Here is a 1592-nt window from a genome sequence, read left to right as displayed (position 1 = left end):
CCGATAGTCAACAGTAGTGTACGGATTGTTAACGAAGTTATTAACGAAAAAGGAGGCGGTTGTTATCGGATCAGTCAAAATCGATCTACACCGAAAGGGTCGCGAATTTGAAGCGACATATGCGTTGGACAATGCGGAGGGCGTCAAAACGTTGCTTTCCGATTATCCGAAGTTCGTCAGCCGTAAACGACTCGGAGAATACGAAGCTGCCGAAGTGCTGCTCGATCTGCACAAAGCGATTGAGCTTGCGGATCTGACCGATAGGCAGAGCGAAGCAATCCGGCTCGTGTATTTCGAAGACCTGACGCAAGTAGAGGCGGGGAAACGGATGGGTGTCGGCAAGGATTCCGTTAATCATCTGATAAATAGGGCGGCTGAATCAATCGCAGATATCTACTACTATTGGGCGGGACATGGCGAAGGGTACTTGATGGGAGGACGAATTAATGGATAAAGCACTATTGCACGAAATGATTACCGAATTATATCAACGAACAAAGGCCGGAGAATTGGATCGTATTGAACGTATTAAGGAAATTAACGCACTTGTGGAAGCCTACCACGATTCAGTCGGCAAATCTCCGGACTCCGCCGCACTTGAACGTATGGCGAATCTTATTATCTACGAGGAGCTTTCGGACCCTCATCCGGATAAAATGACCCGCGAAGAGTACCCGATCATGAGCGAAACACAGCGAGAAGAGCGAATCAAGTCGGAGGCATCCGAAAAACTTGCCGAAGAGTACGGGGCAGATGGCCGAAATTATAAAGTCCCGACGCGAAGAAAACGGTCTTCATACGAGGAAAAGTTCGTTGATAGAGCGGCCAGGGCTCGGAATAAAGAACGAAGAAACCGCTATAACGATTTCGTAAAAGGAAAATCCGAAGGACAATTTACGGTCAATATCGCAACGGGCGAAAAATTCATTCATTAGTTGTTCCGTTTTAATCCGTTTTGCTGGCTATACGTTATGAGGGCGCCAAATCCGCGCTCTTTTATTTTGCGACAAAGGGGACGATATTTTGAAAAGATTACGAGTAGTAAATGCAGAGACGGGCGAAGATCTATCGACAGACTACACGCTAAGGCATCGGAACCAGGATGAAGCTTTCCGGGAACAGCAAAAGCAGACGACGGACAGGCGCGACTTTTCCAACGCCAATATGTCTTATATTCACGAAGTCTATGACGCCCTCACAACGGCACAATGCGGGTATTTGATGTTGCTGCAATGCTACGTCGACTATAACGGTGTTCTCGTGAAATCTAGCCGCGATAAAACTCCGATGACGACAGCGGATATGATGTCCGTTCTCCAGCTCGCGAAAAAGCGCATGACATTCTACGATTTTCTGAACGCGTGTATTCAGCATGATATTATTCGGGAAGAAGACGGCATATACTCGGTGAACGAACGCTACCACTTCAAAGGTAACTTCGGAAGCCAGTACGTTGTCAAATTGTACACTGCGAAGATTAAGAAGGTATACAGCGAAGTGAAGGCGACAGACATCGGACTGATTTACCGGATGCTGCCGTTCATCCACTACGAAACAAACGCTCTATGCGCCAATCCTTTCGAAAAGAATCC

General features: G+C 47.2%; 3 protein-coding genes. All 3 read left to right on the top strand.

Annotation, left to right across the window (positions count from 1 at the left end):
• Nucleotides 1-25 precede the first annotated feature (25 nt).
• Nucleotides 26-454 (top strand): sigma factor-like helix-turn-helix DNA-binding protein, encoded by a 429-nt coding sequence (locus AB447_RS23940; RefSeq protein ID WP_048356576.1) that lies wholly within the window; start codon nt 26-28, stop codon nt 452-454.
• Nucleotides 447-935: a hypothetical protein gene (locus tag AB447_RS23935; RefSeq protein ID WP_048356577.1), complete on the top strand. Its 489-nt coding sequence runs from the start codon at nt 447-449 to the stop codon at nt 933-935. The genes AB447_RS23940 and AB447_RS23935 overlap by 8 nt, the downstream gene beginning before the upstream one ends.
• Before the next feature lie 88 nt (nt 936-1023).
• A partial coding sequence (locus tag AB447_RS23930; RefSeq protein WP_057957785.1) for a hypothetical protein occupies nt 1024-1592 on the top strand: 569 nt, incomplete at its 3' end.

The organism is Bacillus glycinifermentans (assembly GCF_001042475.2).
GTDB classification, from domain to species: Bacteria; Bacillota; Bacilli; order Bacillales; family Bacillaceae; genus Bacillus; species Bacillus glycinifermentans.
The sequence above is the reverse complement of the archived record's forward strand: the minus strand, read 5'-3'. Positions and strand labels throughout refer to the sequence as shown.